Here is a 16,147-nt window from a genome sequence, read left to right as displayed (position 1 = left end):
CACGACGATGACGATCGAGGCCACGATCCCGGACACGAAGCCCCGCATGGAAGACAATGCTTGCCCTGGTTGTGGTGGGCGCGACGCTGATTTCCTCATCGAGGCCGAAGACGATCTCACCGGCAAACCCGGTCGATTTCGCTTCGTGCGTTGCCGTGCGTGTGACCTCGCCTATCAGCGACCGCGGATTCTTCAGGACGACATTGGCGCGTATTACGACTCCGAGTACATTGCCCATCGCAAGAAGAAGGATTGGGGCGTGTTCACGCCGCTTTATGAATGGGGCATGAACGGGCACGATCGCCGCAAGGTCGAGCTTTGCGGCCAGTACGTCTCCCCCCGGCGCGGCATGCGCGTGCTCGACATCGGCTGCGCCGTGGGCAGCTTCCTGCAGATGCTCCGCAAGAAGCACGGCGCCGCCGTGACCGGGGTCGATTTCAAGGATCTCCGGGGAAACCCGTTGCTCGACGGCGTTGATTTTCGCCTCGGCGTGCTCGCGGACATCGATTTCGGCGACGCTCGCTTCGACCTGATCACGATGTGGCATTTCCTGGAGCACGATTACGAGCCCTTGCAGACGCTCGAGCGCGCGCGGAGCCTGCTTGCGCCCGGGGGGCGTGTCGTCATCGAGGTGCCGCGCCTCGATTCGACGAGCTTCCGGCTCTTCAAGGACCGCTGGCCGGGCCTCCAGGCGCCACAACACACGGTGCTCTTCGATTGGCAAACGCTCCGGGCGATGTGCGAGAAGAGCGGCCTCTCGATCGTTGACCACCTGCCCTGGGGCGCCTTTCCGGCCTATTTTTACCTCTTCGCGGGCGCGGCCTTCCACGTGCTGCGCGGCAAGGGGCTCGACGTAGGCAAGGCGATCGGCCCGTATTTCGCGGGACAGCTCGCGCTCTCGCCGGTCTTGCTCTTCGAAAAACAGCTCAACCTGGCCATGCAGACGATCGTCCTCGAACGGCCCTCGTCGGGGGCTTCGCCGTGAGCCTGAAGCGGATTCGAGGCGTCGTCGCCCTCGTCTTGACTATTCTTTTCGTCACGGCCCTCTCGCCGCTGTTCGTCTTGGTACGTCTCCTCTTTGGCAGGCGCGCCGCGGCCGAGGGGCTTGGGGCCTGGGCCGCTTCCGTGGTCCTGCGCCTCTCAGGCGTCTCCGTCGAAGTGCGCGCGCCGGTGGTTCCGCTGCCGGAGCGCCGCGTCGTGTACGTCTCGAATCACACCTCGTCGATCGATCTCTTCGTTTTGCTCTCATTGCGTCTGCCGCGCGCGTGGTTCTTCATGAAGCGCGGCGCGTGGGTGTTTCCGCCGGGCGCGCTCGTGGCGGTGTGTGTCGGTACGTTCTTCACGGTGCCGCAGACGTACACCGAAAAACGCCGCAAGCTCTTCGCTGCTGCGTGCGAGGTGCTCCGAAAGACGGGGGACGCGGTGTATTTGAGCCCGGAAGGGACACGCGTGGTCTCGGGCGGCGTGGGGCCTTTCAACAAAGGCGCGTTTCACCTGGCGGCGGCACTCGGGGCGCCGATGGTGCCGCTTCATCTCGAAATTCCGCGGGCCGAGAACCCCGGGAAGAGCTGGGTCATGACGCGGACGAGGGTGATCGTCCACGTCTTGCCCGAGATCGACACGAGCGGCTGGCGACCCGAGACCGCCCGCGAGCACGCCGACCACGTGCGCGGCGTCTTCCAGGCCTTCGAGGCCGAGATCGCCGCGCCAAACCCCGATCGAGCGGCGGCGTGAGCGGCACATTCACGTTCCTGCCTCTGAAATTGCGCCGTCGCGCCGAGGCGCGGGGGGACGAACTCGCGCTCGGGTTTCTCGATGACGGCGAAGAGGTGTCGGCCTCGCTCACGGTGGCTGCGCTCGATGCGCGCGTCGACGACGTGGCTGCTGCCCTGGTCGAGCGTTTTCCCGAGGAGGCGCGGGTGCTCCTGCTTTTCCCGCCGGGGATCGATTTCGTGGTCGCCTTTCTCGCTTGTCTTCGCGCGGGGAGGGTCGCGGTGCCGGCCATTCCGCCCGACCCTCACAAGCCGGCGCGGAGCCTCGCGCGGCTCGGCCACCTTGTCGCGCATGCCGCGCCCGCGGGCGTGCTCTCGACGGCGGTGATTTTGCCCTATCGCCCGATTCTCGCCGACGCCGTGCCCGCGCTCGCGGGTTTGCCCTGGATCGACGTGACGGCGGTCCCGCGCGTGCGCCGCCGCGTCGAGGATCCGCGCGGGGATGGTCTCGCCTTTTTGCAATACACGTCGGGCTCGACGGCCGCGCCCAAGGGCGTGCGCGTGCTGCGGAGCAACCTCTCGCACAACCTGCACGTCATCCACGGCGTCGCGCCCACGATTCCGCGCGCCTCCGTGAGCTGGCTCCCGCAATTCCACGACATGGGGCTCATCGAGGGGATCTTGCTGCCGCTCGACGGCGGCTGGCCGGCGTGGCTCATGCCGCCGTGGGTTTTTCTGGAACGACCGCTGCGGTGGCTCCGGGCCATCGAGCGGTTCGGCGCGATGCGCAGCGGCGGGCCGAATTTCGCCTACGACCTCTGCGTCCGGAAGATCGATCCGGCTGCGCGCGAAACGCTCGATCTCTCCTGCTGGGCCCAGGCCTATTGCGGCGCCGAGCCCATTCGCGCGAGCACGCTCGCCGCGTTCGCGGAGGCGTTCGCGCCGTCGCGATTCTCGGCGAGATCGTGGTTTCCCTGTTATGGGCTCGCCGAGCACACCGTACTCGCTTCCTGCCGGACGCACGCGCCCTTCACGGTCGAGCGCCTCTCGGCCGCGGCGCTCGCGCGCGGCGAGGCTGAGGAGGCGGCCGGCGAGCGCACGATCGACGTCGTGTGCGTGGGGGAAATCCCGCCGCTCGTCACGGTGCGGGTGGTGGATCCGGAGACGCGGCGGCCGCTCCCGGACGGGCGTATCGGCGAGATCTGGCTCCAGAGCGAGAGCGTCGCGGATGGATATTGGGGAGACACGGAGGCGACACGCGGGGTGTTTGGCGCGACACTCGCGTGTCCGGACGGCGAGGCAGGGCCGTTTTTGCGCACCGGGGATCTCGGCTATCGACGTGGCGATCGCCTCTTCATCGTGGGGCGTCAAAAAGACGTGCTCATCGTTCGCGGCGAGAATCATCACGCGCACGACGTCGAGCGCACGGCGGAGGGCGCGCATCCGGCGATCCGGCGGGGCTGCGTCTGCGCCGTGTTGCGCGAGGATGACACGGAGGGAGGGGAGCCGCGGGCCGTCGTGGTTTGTGAGGTCGACGATCGGCTCGACGAGGCCGGCTACGCCGCGGTGATTGCCGCGGTCCATCGCGTCGTGTCGTTCGAGCATGGGATCTTCGTCGACGTCGCGCTCGTCCCGAAACACACATTGCCGAAGACGTCGTCGGGCAAGCTCCAGCGGCGGGCCACCGAGGCGCTTTTGCGCGCCGGCGAGATCAAAACGCCCGTCTGCCCGCCTCCTGTGTCGGATCTTGCGTCAGGGGAGGGGAGCCCGCTGCACGCGGCGCATCTCGTGCTTGCAAGGGTCACGGGGCTTTCGCTCGATGAAATCGACATTGATGCGCCGCCCGCGCGTTTGCCGCTCGACTCATTGAAGGCCGCGGACGCCGCGGCAGCGCTGGGGGATTTGCTTGGTCGACCGATTTCGCTCGACGTATGGGGGCGCGCGTCGTCCCTGCGGGCTCTCGTCGAGGGACGAGGTATGCTCGATGCGCCCTGGCGAGAGGACCTCGAGCGGCCCGTGCCGCGGTCTAGACCGCGTCGATCGGGCGGTGGCACGATTCTCGTTACTGGCGGGACAGGGTTCGTCGGGCGCGCCGTCGTCGCCGAGCTCGTGCGGCGCGACAACCGCGTGCTCGTGCTTGCGAGGGGCGCCAAAGGGACCTCGGGTTTGGCCGGGGACGTCTCCTTGCCGAAGCTCGGGCTCGGGGAGGATCGGTATCGTGCGCTCGTCGCGGAGCTCGACGCGGTCGTGCATGTGGCGGGGGCCGTGAACTGGGTCTTGCCCTATTCGTCGCTCGCGCCCACGAATGCCTCCGGGACGGCCGAGGTGATTGCCCTTTGCGCCGTCGCGGGGGCGCGGCTCGTCCACGTGTCCTCGCAGATCGTATGTCACGACGGCGCGGCCGCGTCGGGGGACGTCCTCGGCGACGACGAACCCCCCGCGGCCCTCCGCGCGCGGCTCCCACATTTGCCGCTCGGGTATGCATCCTCGAAGGCCGTGGCCGAGCTCCTCGTGGATCGTGCGCGGCAGGAAGGGCTTTCGGCCACGATCGTGCGGCCCTCGCTCGTCCTCGGCGGGAGGGACGGCGAGGCGAGCGTGGACGATGTGGTGGCCCTTTTGCTTCGCGCGTGCGTCGAGGCGGGCGCGGCCCCGGACCTCGATTTTCCATTTTCGGTTTGTCCACGGGATCACCTCGCGCGGGTCCTCGCGGACCTCGTCGAAACGGGGCCTGCGCTCGTCCACGTGGGGGACGAGTCGCGTGGGCTCCGCGAGGTGGTCGCGTGGCTGGCGCTCGCGGGGTACGATGTCGCATTGATGCCGTGGGAAGCGTGGCTCGCACGCGTGGAGGCCTTGGGGCTCCATCGGCGCGGGGCGTTGCGAGGCCTATGGCCGTTTTTCCGCGCCGGCACGTTGCGAACCTACGAGCGATCGCGCCGCGCGTCGATATCGGTTGCGCCTGCATTCCGCGGGGCCGAGCCCGTGGACCCCGCTTTCCTCGACGAGCGAGTCGCCGCGTGGCAAGCGGCCTCCGCGCTCCCATCCCCACCGCGGCGCGGTGCGCGCGCCACAGCGGCCTCACGAGCGCTCCCGGTGGCACCTCGGCAGGTCGTGGTCGACGGCATATCCCACGACGTCACCTCGGCCCGCGTGATGCCAGCCATCATGGGCAGCGGCCTTTTGAGCCGCCTTGCTTGCGGGTTCTGTGATCGCCCGGTCGGCGTGTATCCGGCGACCTTGACGCTCGACGGCGGCCGCGTGCTCGATGTCGTCCTCAAAGCGCCGGCCCGCGGCGATGAGCTCCGCGCCCTTTGCACCGGCGTCGCGCGTGCTTCGAGCCCTACGCTCGCTGCTGCGCTGGAGATGCACGGACATTGGCTCGATGTCGCGGACGCCCATACCCGCGAACGCGCGCTGTATGGGCTCGACCATGCCGCGCTTGCCCGCGTGCAGCCCCGCTGTTTTTCCTCGCCGGAGGAAGCGATCGGCGCTCCGTTGGTGCTCGAACGATTGCGCGAAGGCGATCAGGTGGACGCGCTCGACGCCGTCGCCGAGCCTTGGCCCATCGATGCCGTGCGGCGTGCAGTGAAGGGGCTTGCGCGATTGCATGCAGCCTTCCGAGGGCCTGCCGCGGCGCTGTCCGTGGTGCCCTGGGCGCGGGCCGCGGGGACACGCGCGGCGGAGCTCGTACCGCTATGGGAAGCACTCTTCGAGCACGCGCGGACGCGGATCGACGCGGATGTCGCGGCGGCGGCGGCGCCCTTGCTCGAGGACGTCGGCTGGGCCGAGGCGCTCGCCGCGCTGCCGGTGACGCTGCTGCACAATGACGTCAATCCGCGGAATCTTGCATTGCGGCGGGGGGCGGCGGACGGGGAGATCGTTCTTTACGACTGGGAGCTTGCGGCGCTCGGGCCCGGGACGCGTGATGTCGCGGAGCTTCTTTGCTGGACGTTGTCCCCAGAGGTGAGCGAGGAAGAGGTGTTCCTCCTCGTGCGGGCTCACGCCGAGATGGCCGCGCCGGGGCTCGACGACGAGGTGTTACGCGCCGCGTTCCGCGCTTCGCTTGCGTGGCTCTTCCTGGATCGATTGACCACGTACACGGTGGTGTCGCCGGTGTTCGAGCTGCCATGGCTCGGGCGTGTGCTTTCGACGTGGCGGAGGCTCGTCCAGATGTTTGCACCGCCAGCTTGAGCTCATCGATCCCGCGAGCGACGCGGCGTCGGCCTACGACGCCCGACCACGGGACTGGCGGGACGAACCGGCGCCGGGATGCATGGGCTGTCGCAGACGGGGTTCACCTCGCCGGCCGCGCCGGCGCCACGCGCGCGGGGCTCCGCGAGGGCCGCGCGGACGCTCTCGACGAGCACGTCGAGGCCCGCGCTCTTCGCGATGAACGGCACCTGCAGGGCCTTCGCGAGCGCTGCGAGCATGTCCGACCTCATGTCGGAACAGAGCATCACGCGGGTATGCCCAAGGCCAAAGGCGTCACGAATCATCCGCACCAGAAGGCAACCGTCGACCTTCGGCATGTTGACGTCGATCACGACGAGCTCGCAACGCGTGGCCCGCACGGCCTGGAGCGTGCCGAGCGGCCCTTGATGAAAAGCAGCGTCGAGATCCTCGGCCAAGAGCCGGAGCCGCGCCTCCTTGCCGAAAACAGGATCGTCGTCGACCAATAAAATCCGCGCTTCCCCCACCATATCGAATCGAGTAGTTCATCACCGGAAGACGCCCGTCAAGTAGGTACACGTACTACTTTCGTACCTCCACGATGAACGGCCCATGACATGTCCGTACGTCGGGATGGACCGGTGGTAGCGATACGGCGTGGACACAACGCATTCAGGACGTCGAATTCGCTATCGAATTCGACGTCAGCCGATCCGGAGCGACATCGAAATGTCGGTCACCTGCATCCCCGAATCGATCCGGAACGCGTCTTTGCGCTTGCCGTTCTCCACGAAGCCCATCCGCTGGTAGAGGGTCCGGGCGGGGAGGTTGTGCTCGAAGACGCCGAGGTCGATCCAGGCGACCTTGCCCGTACGTTTCGCCCAGCCGATCGCGGCCTCCATCAATTGCTGGCCATGGCCCTTCCGCGTGTACCCCCGCTCGATGCCCATGCCGAGGATCGCGCGGTGCATCTCCGCCGAGAAACGCCCGCCGCGGAGCTCGAGGTGCCCCACGACCCAGCCCCGCACAGGCTCGACGAGCAGGAAACACCGGCCCCAGAGCGACTCCTCCAGCGCGCGCTCCCAGCGCTGCCGCGCGTGCTCTCGGACGCTCGCGCGCTCGGGCGAACGCGAGATCGCAAAATGCAAAGAGCCTTCGCGTCCACTCTCGGCCGAGTGGCGGACGATGTGATCGGCGAATCCGTCGAGGTCCGTGCGGTCCGCGAGGCGGATGAAAGGGCGGCCCGACATGAGAGATCCGCTTCAACCTGTACCGCTCCCAGGTCCAAGCGACCAGGGGGATCGAGGGTCGAGGTCGTCCGGCGCGCGACGTCGAGGCCCCGGGTCGCCCGTTTTGTACTAGGCTCCGCCCGTGCCCCGGTTCGTGACCTTCGCGTGCCTCGCCTTCGCCCTTGCCGCGTGCGGCGGCTCCGCCATGCCCGACCCGAAGGACGCCGTGAAGGCCTACGCCGACGCGGCCGCACGTGGTGACGCCGACGCGATCCACGGCATGATGACCGCGAAAGGCCAGCGGAGCCTCTCCCGCGAGGACGTGCGTCGCATCGTGGCCGAGGAGCGCAGCGAGCTCGCCGATCAGGCCAAGGCCCTCGCCGCACCCGGCGTGACGATCAAGGCCCACGCCCGCATGCGGTACGCGGACGGCGAGGAGGCGACGCTGGAGCTCGAAGGCGGCGTCTTCCGGATCTCGGCCGCCGACGCGCTGCCCGCAGGCGCGAAGACGCCCGCGCAGGCGCTCGAGCAGCTCCGACGTGTCCTCGCGCGGCGCAGCTACGCCGGGCTTTTGCGGGTCCTCTCGCCGTCGACGCGGAGCGCGATCGAGAACGATCTGCGTTCGCTCGTCGAGGGGCTCGAGCACCCGGAGGGCCTGGAGGTGCAGGTCGCCGGCGATCGCGCGACCGTGCAGGTGCCGGGCGGCCACGAGGTGAAGCTGCGCCGCGAGGCGGGCGTCTGGCACGTGGAGGATTTCGATTGATGCGCGCGCGGGTGAGCTCGGTCTTCCTCGTGCTCGTGGCGCTCCTGCTCGTCGCGCTCGTGCCGCGGCCGTCGCGGGCCTTCGGGGAGGAAGGGGCGTTCAACCCGCGGATCCTGCTCACGGGGACGGCGCGCTGGGAAGGCGCACGGACGACCGGTCCCGCGCGCTGGTCCGAGGAGCTCACGCGGCGCACGAGCGCGCCCGCGCGCCTCACGCCCACGACGGTGCGCGCCGACGCGCCCGCGCTGCTCGCCGAGCCGTTTGCGATCTGGGGCGGTGAGGACGACGTGCCCGCCCTGACCGAGCGCGAGGTGCTCGGCATCCGGCGCTTCCTCGCGCTCGGCGGCGTGCTCTTCGTCGACGATTTCGCCCCCGAGTCGGGCGCGTTCGGCAAGGCCGCGCGGCGCGAGCTCGCCCGCGTGTTGCCCGACGGCGCGGCGATCCCGATCGGCACGGAGAACGTGCTCTTCCGCTCGTTTTACCTGCTCCGTCGCGCCGTCGGGCGTGTCGAGGGCGAGCCGAAGCTCGAAGCGATCCTACGCGGCGGCGTGCCGCAGGTGATCTTCGCCAAGCACGACGTGCTCGGCGCGCTCGCCCGCGCGGCAAACGGGACGCACCCGTTCGTCGTGGTGCCGAACGGCGAGCCGCAACGCGAGCAGGCCGCGCGGCTCGCGGTGAACGTGGCGATGTTCGTGCTCTGCTCGAACTACAAGGACGATCAGGTGCACGCGCCCTTCCTGATGCGGCGCCGCGCGGCGGAGCCTTCGCCATGACGACGAGCCTCGCGCCGTCGGGGGATCTCGCGCCGTCCTACCAGCTCCTCGCCGCCCTGCTCACGGTCCTCGGCATCGTGCTGCTCGCGCTCGAGCTCAAGCGTTCGCGCGGCTCGCGGCTCGCCGCGTTCGCCACGGGCTCGCTCGCGTCGATCGGCCTGCTCTTCGCGGTGCTGCGGCCGGTGGCGATCCAGAGCAAGGGCAGCCTCGTCGGGCCCCGCGTGGTCGTGCTCGCCGACGCGTCGCGCTCGATCGATCTGCCGGGCCCCGCGGGAAAGACGCGCCGGCAGGAGGCTGCGCGCGCGCTCGGCGAGCTGCAGAAGCACGGCGCCGAGGTGCGGCTTTACGGGCTCGCGTTCGGCAAAGGCGCGCCGACGCCGCTCACCGCCGCGCTCGCGGACGGCGCGCCCGAGGCGGCGCAAGGCGGGGCGGAAGGTCGGCTCGGGCAGGCGCTGCTCGCGGCGCGGCCGATGCCACGATCGGATCTCGCCGGCGCGATCGAGTCGGTCGCGCGCGCGGCGGACGAGCGGCCCGCGGCGATCGTGGTGCTCTCGGATGGAAGGCTCGATCGGCCCGGCGAGGCGCAGGCGGGCGAGGCGATCCGCGCCGCGCTGGGGACGCTGACGGTGCCGGTGCACGCGGTCTCGGTCGCGACGGAGGCGCCGCGTGACGCGAGCGTGCGCGCGGTGCGAGCGGCAGGCGCGGCGGTCGCGCATCAGCCGCTCACGTTGCGGGTCGAGATCGGCTGTGCGGGCGGGCTCGACTGCGATGAGATCCCCGTGTCGCTACGCGAGCTTCGCGAAAGCGGCGAGCCGACGTTGCTCGCGTCGGGCAAGGCCAACGCGTCGAGCGGATCGGCGACGCTCGAGCTCGAAGTGACGCTCGATCGCGCCGGCGCGCGTATCCTCGAAGTGTCGATCGACGCGCCGGACGGCGACGCGGTGCCGGACAACGACACGCGGTACATGACGATCGACGTCGCGCGTGATCGCGTGCGCGTGCTGCACGTGGCCGGGCGGCCGACGTACGACGTGCGCGCGCTCCGCATGTGGCTCAAAGCCGACGCGTCCGTCGATGTCGTGGCCTTCTTCATTTTGCGCACGCCGACCGACGACGTGGTCGCGCCGTCGGAGGAGCTCGCGCTCATCCCGTTCCCGGTCGACGAGCTCTTCAGCGAGCACCTGCCGAGCTTCGACGCCGTGGTGCTCCAGGACTTCAACGCCGCGCCGTACGGCCTCGCGAAGCACCTGCGATCGCTCGCGCGGTACGTCGACAAGGGCGGCGGCTTGATCATGGTCGGCGGCCCGGACGCGTTCGTGCCCGGCAACTACGCTGGCACGCCGCTCGCCGAGGTCCTGCCCGTCGAGCTCGATCGCGGGGCGGACGCGCAGGGCGCGGACGTCGGCTCGTTCGTCCCGCGCACGACCGAGGCGGGCCGCGCCGCGCCGGTGCTCGGGCCGCTGCGGGATCTCATCGGCGAGGAGTGGCCCGAGATGCCGGGCGCGAACGTGGTCGGCGACGCGCGGCCCGGCGCGACGGTGCTGCTCGAGCACCCGACGCGCAGGACGCCGAAGGGCGGGCCGATGCCGATCCTCGCGCTCGGCGAGCACGGCAGCGGGCGGACGATCGCGCTCGCCATCGACGGCTCGCACCGGCTGCTCTTCAGCGCCTTCGCGGCGAATGCGGCAGGAAGGGCGCACGGCGCGTTCTGGGACGCGCTGCTCGGCTGGCTCATGCGCGACCCGCGCTTCGAGCCCGCAGTCGTGGAGCTCGCGGACGGGTGCATCGCCGGGGAAAACACGACGCTCACGCTCCGGCCGCTGCCTGGGCAAAAGGGCGACGCGAAGATCACGATCCGCAAGCTCGGCACGGGCGAGGAGGCGCGTGCTCTCTCGGCGCGGCTCGACGGCAAAGGCGAGCCGCTCTCGCTCGACGCGGGCAAACTCCAGCCGGGCGGGTATTCGGCGACGGTGGAGATCGTGCCGAACGAGGCGGGCGCGGCGTCTTCGGACGGGTCGGCTTCGGCGCAGCGCGGTCCGACGACCCGCCGAGACTTCGCCTGCGAGCGCGGCGGCGACGAGTGGGCGGACACGCGGCCCGATCCCGAGCGGCTCGCGGCGATCGCCGCGGCGACCGGGGGCAAGAGCGTGACGGTGGATCAGATCGGGAGCCTACCGCTGCCGGCGGCGACGCAGATCGCGGCGGAGAGGCGGGTCTCGCCGCTCCTGCCGCCCTGGGCTTGGACGCTCGGCGCGGCGATGCTCGTCGGGGTGCACTGGATCGTGCGGAGGCGGGGCGGACTGTCCTAGCGGAGGCGGGGCGCCGTCAGCTCTCTTTTTCTGCGGGCTGCCCGATCTGGAGCGCCTCGCGCTCGCGTTCGGTGCTTGGATCCCCCTCGGCGCGGAGCGACCACCCCGTCTTCAATCCGAGGACGAACCACCCGAGCGCGAGCGCGCCTGCCGCGAAGATCGTATCTCCGAGGACGCGCAGCCAGCGCAGCGTGTCCATGCGCGGCGTCTGGAGGAACTCGGCCGATCGCGCGTACCACATCCCGTGCTCGACGCTGGCCCAGGTCTGGAGCAGGCCGAGCGGGAGCAGGCTGAGGAGCACCATCAGCGCGAGCCCGATGTTGATGGTCCAGAACGCGAAGGAGAGCGCGCCCGTCTTCCACGCGCGGTGCGTCGACAGGCCCTTCAGGCAGAAGAGCATGAGGCCGATGCCGAGCATGCCGTAGACGCCGAAGAGCGCGGTATGGCCATGGACGGGCGTCGTGTTCAGGCCCTGCATGTAATACAGCGCGATCGGCGGGTTGATGAAGAAGCCGAAGAGCCCCGCGCCGACGAGGTTCCAGAATGCGACCGCCACGAAGAAGTAAATCGGCCACTTGTACGCGGCGACCCAGGGCCTCGCGCGCGTGAGCGTGAGGTTTTCGTAGGCCTCGAAGCCGATCAGGACGAGCGGCACGACCTCGAGCGCGCTGAACGTCGCGCCGAGGGCGAGCACGGAGGTCGGCGTGCCCGTGAAATAGAGGTGGTGGAAGGTGCCGATGATGCCACCCGAGAGGAACAGCACCGTCGAGAAGAGCACGGCCGAGGTCGCGGTTGCGAGACGCAAGAGGCCCATGCGCGTGAAGAGGAACGCGATCACGACCGTGGCGAAGACCTCGAAGAAGCCCTCGACCCAGAGGTGAACGACCCACCAGCGCCAGTATTCGGCCATCGCGAGGTTCGTCTGCCGCCCCCACATGAGCCCCGCACCGTAGAAGAGGGCGATCGCCGCGGAGGCAATGAGGAAGAGCGCGAGCAGGTTCTTGTTTTCGCCGCCCTTCTTGAATGCCGGCCACATCGCGCGCCCGACCAACAAGAGCCAGAGGCAGAGGCCCACGAAGAGGAAGATCTGCCAGAAGCGGCCGAGGTCGACGTATTCGTAGCCCTGGTGGCCGAACCAGAAATTCGCTTCGAACCCGAGCTTCTGCTGGATCGCGAACCACTGGCCGGCGAGCGAGCCGACGACGATCACGAGCAAGCACACGAACAGGAAATGGACGCCTGCGCGCTGGAATTTCGGCTCGTGCCCGCCGACGGCCGGCGCGATGAACAGGCCCGTGGCGAGCCACGCCGTGGCGATCCAGAAAATGCCGAGCTGGACGTGCCACGTCCGCGTCACGGCATAAGGCAACCACCGGTCGAGGGGAATGCCGTAGAAGCCCGAGCCCTCGACGCCGTAATGCGCGCTCACCGCGCCGAGCGCGATTTGCGTGACGATGAGCGCGGCGACGACCCAGAAATATTTGCGCGTCGCGCGCATCGAGGGCGTCGCCTGCAGGCCGATCAGCGGATCCCGCTCGGGGTAGACCGGGTCCTCCGTTGGGCGGTGGCGCTGGGCCGCGAAATACCAGGAGAGCGCGCCGATGCCGGCGAGCAGCAGGACGAAGCTAACGACCGACCACACGACGATCGCGCCCGAGGGGTGATTGCCGATGAGCGGCTCGGAGGGCCAGTTGTTGCTGTATGTGATGTTCGCCCCGGGCCGCTCGGTCCCGCACGCCCAGGCCGCCCAGAAAAAGAAGGCGTTCATGAGGCGCTGGCGCTCGGGGTCCTTGAGCGTCGCGGCGGGGATCGCGTAGGCGTCGCGCAGCTCGGCCATCGCGGGATCGGTGCCGAACACCGCGGTGTAATGCTTCGAAACCGCCTCGATCGCGCGGGCCCGGAGCGGGCTCACCGTGAGCGCGCCGGACGCCGCGTCGTACGTGTTCGTGCGTATCTCGGCCTTCAGCCGCTCGACGAGCGCGGCGCGCTCCGGGGCGGGCAGTTTGTCGAAGGTGGTCCCTTTCTCGTCATGCGCCCATACGTCGAGGATCCACGTCGCCTCGCGGTGCAGCCAATCCGCCGACCAGTCGGGGGCGACGTACGCGCCGTGCCCCCAGATCGAGCCGACTTGCTGCCCGCCGAGCGATTGCCAGACGTTCTGACCGTCGCGAATGTCCTGACCCGTGAAGAGCGTGCGGCCGTCCGAGGCCACGACGACACGATCCGGTACTGGTGGTGCTTTGCGATAAATCTCGAGTCCGAAGTAACCGAGGACGGCGAAGGAAAGGACGATGACCGCGCCGAACGCCGCCCACAGCCTCGTATGACGCATTGAATACCTCCCGCGTCGGGTGGGACCGTTGTGCGCGTCCGGGTGACCAATTTCAAGAGCAAACACGTGCCGAATTCGAGCGGAGCTTCATGAAATGCTCCGTTACGTTGCGTTTGTCGTCGGGGCGGCTCGTCCCCGGCCGCACGCTCGGACTCTCCCGTGGGCTGCGCCGAATGTCTCTTCCCGAGGGGACCAATGTCCGCTATCCTGGACGACCATCCGCCATGTCACCCACATCTCTTGACCTGGTCCCTGGACCGGACACCGGCCCCTCGCTCGTTCCCCACGAGGGGTGGCTTCGTGTCCATTTCGGCGCAGGGAGCCTCTCGCACGCCGATTTCCACTGGTTCTGGCTCCGCCATCAATGCGACCTCGACCGGCACCCGCGGACCGGGGAGCGCACGCTCGATGCCTCGGAGGTCCCGCTCGGCATTCGCCCCCGGAGCGTGGGCCTGGACGCGCAGCGCCGCCGCGTGCTCGTCACCTGGGACGAGCCCTCCGGCCGGCAAAGCAGCTACGACCTCGAATGGCTCCGCGCCCACGTGTATGCGCCGGGCCGCGTCGACGTCCCGCCGCCGCCCTCCGATCCCGCGCGGGTCACGCTCGAAGCCGGTCGATTCCCGAACCTCGCCGCGCTCGTGGATGCGTGCGTCGCCCGGGTGCGCCACGAAGGGCTTTGTGTGGTGCGAGGTTCGTCCGTGGCGTGGGGGCGCTCGCCCGAGGACGACACCGAGCCGCTCATCGAGGCATTTTCCGCGGCCGGGCTCTCCCTCGTCGGCACGCATTTCGGCCGCGTGGAGGATCTGCGCACCGACAACACGACGAACCAGAACACCGATCAGCTCGGGTATACCGACGCGGGGATCGATCTCCACACCGATCAGCCGTTCCTCGACGCGCCGCCTCGATATCAGCTCCTGCAATGCATCCGGACCGCCGACGCGGGCGGGGAGAGCTTCTTTTGCGACGCGCTCGCCGCCGCGCGGTACATCGCGTCGATCGACGCGCCGGCGTTCGAGCGCCTGACGACGTTTCCGGTGCGGTTTCACCGAAAGCAGAAATCGTTCGAGCGGGTCGTCGTCTCCCCGCTGCTCGCGATGTCGGGTCCGAGCGGCTTTCTCGTGCGATATTCGTATTTCACGCTCGCGCCGTTCGACGCCTCGTTCGCGGAGATGGAGGCCTGGTACAGGGCGTACACGCGGTTCGCGGAGATCGTGCGCGAACCACGCCACCAGGTCCGCCTCCGGCTCGAACCGGGCGATTTCGTGCTCTACGACAACCACCGGATGCTGCACGGCAGGACGGCCTTTTCGGGCGCCCGGTGGCTCCGGGGGATCTATTTCGATCCGAAATGAATCACGCGCGTTCGAGCGTCGAGGGGCGCGAATGAGCGCCCCTCGTGCTCACGGCCATCCCTCGATCAGGTGCCGCCTTGGCCGCCGGCGCCACCTTGGCCACCGGCGCCACCTTGGCCACCAGCACCACCGTCGCCGCCTTGGCCGCCTTGGCCACCGGCGCCGCCCGTGCCGCCGCCTGCGCCGCCCGTACCGCCGCCCGCGCCACCCGAGCCCGAGCTCGATGCCGAGCTGCTGGACGTCGTGTCACCCGTCTTCTCGTCGTCGCCGCAACCGGTCATGCCGGCCAGTGCGACCACGGCGAGCAACGAGCTGAAACCCAGGGCGAAGACCGAGCTTGTTCGCGAATTCTTCATGCAAGCGCTCCTCGACGTCCCAACACGAGGCAAGGAAGGAAAGCAACCTCTGTCGTGACGTCCGTTATGGCGGATGTTACGATGTGTTAACAGAGGTGGCAAGCTTCTCTGCGTCAAGGTTACGCGCTGCGTTCGTGTGATCTGGATCGCGGAACGCTGGTCAGCCTTCTCCTTTGCCTTTGCGCCGCAGGGCGATTCCCACGCCGAGCAGGCACATGAGCGCGGCCCAGCCGACCATGTCGTCGTCCGACCCGCCCACCTCACACCCTGCGCATCCCCCGCTGCTCGGCGGTTTGGGCGTGGTGGGCGGCGCGTCGACCGGCGTCGGTTCACCGGGACCCGGCTCCGCGGGCGGGGAGGCCGCGCCGGCGTCCTCCGACCTCTCCGGCGCAGGCGGCGTGTTCGGCGTGTCGTCGGGCGGCTCGGGGACATCGGGCAGGGCCGGGAGCTTCTGGCCGTCCTTGAGCACAGGGTACCGCGGCGGAGCCCCGCCCATTTCACTCGCCACGTAGGGCGCGGGGACGGCGCTCGCGGGCACGTTCTTGGCCGCTTCGATCCGCGCGGCCTCGTTTTTCCGCGTCGTCGGGTCCGCGCAGGTCAATCGTTTTTCGCACGTGGTGCCAGGAACACCGGCGCAATCGGCCTGGGTCCTGCACGTGCCGTGCGCGACGGGCATCACGTAACGGCTCATGTTCCTGTGCTCGATGCAGAACGAGAGCTGCTCGCAGGCGCCTTTCTCGCATGCCTGGCCCACGTTCTCGCAGCTGTAGTTCAGCCTGCACGAGCCCACGCCTGGCCCCTCCGACGCCCAGTGCAGGCCCTTGGGGCAGGGCGCGGGGGGAGGCGCCTCGCAATAGGACGTCGCGTGGCGGACCTGCGGCACGTACCCGGCCGGGCAATCCGCGCGCAATGGCGGGACGCAATAAGAACCGTTGTGGCTGTGCGCCATCTCGGTACCTCGCGGGCAGTTGATCGGCATTGGGTGAATGACGTCGGCGGCGACCAGGGTCGTCCAGGAAGCCGTGACGCCAAGGGCAAGAGCCATCACGAGGGGGCGCATCGATATCATGTTCATGTTGAAAACGGGGGAGGAGAGCCATCCTCCACCCGGCGGCGAGCCACGTCAAGACGTCGCGGGGCGGGAAGGAGGA

General features: G+C 69.3%; 12 protein-coding genes. 7 read left to right on the top strand and 5 right to left on the bottom strand.

Annotated elements, in window-relative coordinates; translation table 11 throughout:
- Nucleotides 1-7 precede the first annotated feature (7 nt).
- Genes POL67_RS37815 through POL67_RS37805 form a run of 3 tightly spaced genes read left to right on the top strand, consistent with a single transcriptional unit; the run spans nucleotide 8 to nucleotide 5,900 of the window.
- On the top strand, nucleotides 8-985 hold the full coding sequence (locus tag POL67_RS37815; RefSeq protein WP_271925510.1) for a class I SAM-dependent methyltransferase: 978 nt from the start codon (nucleotides 8-10) through the stop codon (nucleotides 983-985).
- Nucleotides 982-1,734 carry a lysophospholipid acyltransferase family protein gene (locus POL67_RS37810; RefSeq protein ID WP_271925509.1) on the top strand — a complete coding sequence of 251 codons (753 nt, stop codon included), beginning with the start codon at nucleotides 982-984 and terminating at the stop codon, nucleotides 1,732-1,734. Before POL67_RS37815 ends, POL67_RS37810 begins: the two co-directional genes overlap by 4 nt.
- A complete protein-coding gene (locus POL67_RS37805; RefSeq protein WP_271925508.1) occupies nucleotides 1,731-5,900 on the top strand; it encodes an AMP-binding protein in 4,170 nt (1,389 codons plus the stop codon). The genes POL67_RS37810 and POL67_RS37805 overlap by 4 nt, the downstream gene beginning before the upstream one ends.
- 2 nt (nucleotides 5,901-5,902) lie before the next feature.
- Here the strand turns inward: POL67_RS37805 and POL67_RS37800 are convergent, their stop codons facing one another.
- Nucleotides 5,903-6,409 carry a response regulator gene (locus tag POL67_RS37800; RefSeq protein ID WP_271925507.1) on the bottom strand — a complete coding sequence of 169 codons (507 nt, stop codon included), beginning with the start codon at nucleotides 6,407-6,409 and terminating at the stop codon, nucleotides 5,903-5,905.
- Between the two features lie 174 nt (nucleotides 6,410-6,583).
- Nucleotides 6,584-7,129 carry a GNAT family N-acetyltransferase gene (locus POL67_RS37795; RefSeq protein WP_271925506.1) on the bottom strand — a complete coding sequence of 182 codons (546 nt, stop codon included), beginning with the start codon at nucleotides 7,127-7,129 and terminating at the stop codon, nucleotides 6,584-6,586.
- A 121-nt stretch (nucleotides 7,130-7,250) separates the two neighbouring features.
- Here POL67_RS37795 and POL67_RS37790 point away from each other — a divergent pair, with 121 nt between their 5' ends.
- The 3 genes from POL67_RS37790 to POL67_RS37780 are packed head-to-tail and all read left to right on the top strand — an operon-like array spanning nucleotide 7,251 to nucleotide 10,953.
- On the top strand, nucleotides 7,251-7,871 hold the full coding sequence (locus tag POL67_RS37790; protein ID WP_271925505.1) for a hypothetical protein: 621 nt from the start codon (nucleotides 7,251-7,253) through the stop codon (nucleotides 7,869-7,871).
- A complete protein-coding gene (locus POL67_RS37785; RefSeq protein ID WP_271925504.1) occupies nucleotides 7,871-8,644 on the top strand; it encodes a DUF4159 domain-containing protein in 774 nt (257 codons plus the stop codon). The genes POL67_RS37790 and POL67_RS37785 overlap by 1 nt, the downstream gene beginning before the upstream one ends.
- Nucleotides 8,641-10,953, top strand: coding sequence for a glutamine amidotransferase (locus POL67_RS37780; protein WP_271925503.1), 2,313 nt, complete (start codon nucleotides 8,641-8,643; stop codon nucleotides 10,951-10,953). The genes POL67_RS37785 and POL67_RS37780 overlap by 4 nt, the downstream gene beginning before the upstream one ends.
- 16 nt (nucleotides 10,954-10,969) lie before the next feature.
- Here the strand turns inward: POL67_RS37780 and POL67_RS37775 are convergent, their stop codons facing one another.
- Nucleotides 10,970-13,285 (bottom strand): nitric-oxide reductase large subunit, encoded by a 2,316-nt coding sequence (locus POL67_RS37775; protein WP_271925502.1) that lies wholly within the window; start codon nucleotides 13,283-13,285, stop codon nucleotides 10,970-10,972.
- Nucleotides 13,286-13,509: 224 nt separating this feature from the next.
- Here POL67_RS37775 and POL67_RS37770 point away from each other — a divergent pair, with 224 nt between their 5' ends.
- Nucleotides 13,510-14,640 carry a TauD/TfdA family dioxygenase gene (locus POL67_RS37770; RefSeq protein WP_271925501.1) on the top strand — a complete coding sequence of 377 codons (1,131 nt, stop codon included), beginning with the start codon at nucleotides 13,510-13,512 and terminating at the stop codon, nucleotides 14,638-14,640.
- A gap of 65 nt (nucleotides 14,641-14,705) precedes the next feature.
- Here POL67_RS37770 and POL67_RS37765 read toward each other — a convergent pair whose 3' ends face one another.
- Nucleotides 14,706-14,996, bottom strand: coding sequence for a hypothetical protein (locus tag POL67_RS37765; RefSeq protein WP_271925500.1), 291 nt, complete (start codon nucleotides 14,994-14,996; stop codon nucleotides 14,706-14,708).
- 160 nt (nucleotides 14,997-15,156) lie between these two features.
- Entirely contained in the window at nucleotides 15,157-16,041 is an 885-nt protein-coding gene (locus POL67_RS37760) for a hypothetical protein (RefSeq protein WP_271925499.1), read from the bottom strand.
- Between the last annotated feature and the right edge of the window lie 106 nt (nucleotides 16,042-16,147).

It is taken from the genome of Polyangium mundeleinium (assembly GCF_028369105.1).
Classification (GTDB): Bacteria; Myxococcota_A; Polyangia; order Polyangiales; family Polyangiaceae; genus Polyangium; species Polyangium mundeleinium.
This window is presented reverse-complemented; position numbering and strand designations above follow the sequence as displayed.